This is a genomic window from Citrobacter freundii complex sp. 2024EL-00216, assembly GCF_043945515.1.
In the GTDB taxonomy this organism is placed as follows: domain Bacteria; phylum Pseudomonadota; class Gammaproteobacteria; order Enterobacterales; family Enterobacteriaceae; genus Citrobacter; species Citrobacter portucalensis.
In genome coordinates, this window is sequence record NZ_JBIMRA010000056.1 from 1 (window position 1) to 2,816 (window position 2,816).

General features: G+C 49.9%; 4 protein-coding genes. All 4 read left to right on the top strand.

Annotated elements, in window-relative coordinates; all coding sequences use genetic code 11:
- Nucleotides 1-46: 46 nt before the first annotated feature.
- The 4 genes from ACHHZ7_RS25230 to ACHHZ7_RS25245 all read left to right on the top strand — a co-directional run bounded on the left by ACHHZ7_RS25230 (nt 47) and on the right by ACHHZ7_RS25245 (nt 2,752).
- A complete protein-coding gene (locus tag ACHHZ7_RS25230; RefSeq protein ID WP_044702971.1) occupies nt 47-412 on the top strand; it encodes a ClpX C4-type zinc finger protein in 366 nt (121 codons plus the stop codon).
- Nucleotides 413-1,022: 610 nt separating this feature from the next.
- The gene (gene rdgC, locus ACHHZ7_RS25235; RefSeq protein ID WP_286610424.1) at nt 1,023-1,940 is read left to right on the top strand and encodes a recombination-associated protein RdgC; all 918 of its coding nucleotides are present in this window, start codon (nt 1,023-1,025) and stop codon (nt 1,938-1,940) included.
- 108 nt (nt 1,941-2,048) lie between these two features.
- On the top strand, nt 2,049-2,588 hold the full coding sequence (locus ACHHZ7_RS25240; RefSeq protein WP_000120456.1) for a hypothetical protein: 540 nt from the start codon (nt 2,049-2,051) through the stop codon (nt 2,586-2,588).
- Nucleotides 2,576-2,752: a hypothetical protein gene (locus ACHHZ7_RS25245; protein ID WP_001253786.1), complete on the top strand. Its 177-nt coding sequence runs from the start codon at nt 2,576-2,578 to the stop codon at nt 2,750-2,752. Before ACHHZ7_RS25240 ends, ACHHZ7_RS25245 begins: the two co-directional genes overlap by 13 nt.
- Nucleotides 2,753-2,816: the final 64 nt, after the last annotated feature.

The window sequence follows — 2,816 nt, forward strand, 5'->3', positions numbered from 1 at the left end:
CGGATGATTCGCTGACAGAAAACTAAGGTTAGGGGCAGAGGTTTACATGAATCATTTATTCACATGCTCATTTTGTGGAGCAACCGAACTGGTAGCGATGAAGATCGTCGCAAAAGGTGGTAAGGACGAACCTGCTATCTGTTCGGAATGCGTAGTCACATGTGTAGAAAAAATGATCCTGACTAAAAAATCAGAGGCTGAAAAACCAACCCCTGATAACGAAATAATATCAGTCGATAAAAAACTATTTAAAGAGCTTCTTCAGCTTGTCCTCAACCTTCCTGATTTCGGAAGTAAGCTGGCTGCTGTTGACATTGATAGTGGCTCCACATCGACAAGTGAAACTTTTGTTCGACTTGAGCCAAGCGATTTTCTTCTTCGTCTTAGCGCCGCACTTAGGGCATGCGGGTAACGTAATTTCCTGGTTATCAAAAGCGCCCATAAACATCCCTCTTGGTTGTGTGAGAACACCAAGATACCACCGCGCCTGATGTGGTTAAAAGCAGGCCAAAGCAATAACAAGTAACTCCCTGTTCTGGCGGCCCGGTGTTTTCCCACTTGTCCGGTAACCGCCAGCCTTTTTCAGGGAATAACAGCCGGTCACGGTAAGTATTTCGCAGAGTGCTTACCGGGACTGGAAGAGTTACCACTTGGAGACGGTCCTTATAAATGTCCTGGACAGTGGCGGTACCAGCACCGACAACAGCGGCAGACGTCCAACTGTGAAAACGGAGAGATGCCAGCTCCCTCGACGGCAGTGACGGTGGGAAGTAGACCACTGACGGCTCGGAAAGACGAGCAAGCCCAGACGATATCTGAGTGGCTTTAAAAACAGATAGGAGTCGGTGGAAGCCCGACACACAACAGAAAAGGGCATCACCGGGCGACGGGCTCATAACCCAATCCACCCGGGCAAAAAGAAAGCGGTCTCTCAAGCCGCCAACCAATGCAGGTGCCCTTCTCTGTTGTGTATGGAGAAACTAACTTTTTAGCATCTGTGCAGATGCGCTGAGGAACCGAGAATGAATAATCCGTTTTTCAAAAATATGTTGGTGTACCGCCTTAGTCGCGATTTCACCATCAACCAGGAAGAGCTGGAACAGCAGCTTGAACTATTTCGCTTCACTCCATGCGGTAGCCAGGATATGGCAAAAACCGGTTGGGTATCACCACTGGGTCAGCGGTCAGATTGCTTGCATCACACTGTCAATAATCAAGTGTTGTTGGTTATTCGCCGGGAAGAAAAAATACTGCCATCTCCTGTCATTGCTGAAGAACTACGCCAGCGTGTGGCGCGTCTGGAATCCGATCAGGGGCGTCGCCTCAAAAAAACTGAGAAAGATTCGCTGCGTGATGAAGTGTTGCACTCCCTGCTTCCTCGGGCGTTCTCCAAAAACTCGACTGTTAGTTTGTGGATCAACATCACCGACGGTCTGATCATGGTTGATGCTGCCAGCGCCAAACGTGCCGAAGACTCACTGGCCCTGCTTCGTAAAACTCTCGGTTCTCTCCCGGTGGTACCGCTGACTATGGAAGCGCCGATCGAACTAACTATGACCGACTGGGTTCGTTCTGGTAGTGCGCCTGCTGGCTTTGGCCTGGGTGATGAAGCCGAACTGAAAGCCATTCTTGAAAATGGCGGTATCGGACGCTTTAAAAAACAGGCTCTGGTCAGCGACGAAATTCATGTGCATCTGGAAGCTGGCAAAGTAGTTACAAAGCTGTCTATCGACTGGCAACAGCGCATTCAGTTCGTTCTTTGCGATGACGGCAGCATCAAGCGCCTTAAGTTCTCTGATGAGCTGACAGAACAAAACGACGATATCGACCGTGAGGATGCGGCTCAGCGGTTCGACGCTGACTTTGTTCTGATAACCGGCGAGCTTATCTCTCTCATTAACGGATTAACAACCTCTCTCGGCGGCGAAGCCAAGCGATAAACACCAGGCAACAATTACCCCCATAAGCATGGGTTGGGTTGCTGCACGCTAAATTCAGCAATTCATTAATTTAATGGCGCGGTGCAGCGCGCCAATATGGAGAAAACCATGAGCTACATTCAGACATTATCCGGCAAACATTTTAATTACCTCGATATCCAACAGGACGATATCGTGATCGAGGATATCGCCACCGCGTTGTCTCATATCTGCCGCTTTGCAGGGCATCTTCCTGAATTTTACAGTGTCGGCCAGCATAGCGTTTTAACCAGCCACCTCGTTCCGCAGGAGTTTGCATTAGAAGCACTGCTTCATGATGCCGCCGAAGCCTACCTGCAGGATATCCCCTCGCCTCTTAAGCGCCTGCTACCGGATTACCAGGCGATCGAAGCTCGCGTAGACGCTGCTATTCGCCAGAAATTTGGCCTACCGACGGAACAACACCCAACTGTGAAATATGCCGACCTGGTGATGCTCGCCAGCGAACGCCGCGATTTTGAGATTGACGAAGGTTCCATTTGGCCATGCCTCGAGGGAGTTGTCCCAACGGATTTATTCATTATCAACCCAGTTCGTCCTGGCCAGTCATACGGCATGTTCATCAATCGCTTTAACGAGTTGATGGAGCAGCGCCAATGCGCCGCATGAAGGTAAAAGAACTCGTAGCGGAGGCGTTTGCCTCCGTTGCTGAATTGCCACCAAAACATGCGCCGCTTATGCGTGAAGTCGCCACCAGACTGGACGCTACGTTCGCAGCATTAAAAGAGTCTCTGGTGCAACTGGAACAGGAACGTAAAGGTAAAACGCCATGACTGTATTTGAATATCTACAGGCTCATCCGAATACCACCAGCGGTGAAATCGCCAAAGGTATGAA

Coding starts and splice junctions, on each gene's coding strand:
- ACHHZ7_RS25230 (WP_044702971.1), top strand. CDS start 47: ATGAATCATTTATTCACATGCTCATTTTGTGGAGCAACCGAACTGGTA.
- rdgC (WP_286610424.1), top strand. CDS start 1,023: ATGAATAATCCGTTTTTCAAAAATATGTTGGTGTACCGCCTTAGTCGC.
- ACHHZ7_RS25240 (WP_000120456.1), top strand. CDS start 2,049: ATGAGCTACATTCAGACATTATCCGGCAAACATTTTAATTACCTCGAT.
- ACHHZ7_RS25245 (WP_001253786.1), top strand. CDS start 2,576: ATGCGCCGCATGAAGGTAAAAGAACTCGTAGCGGAGGCGTTTGCCTCC.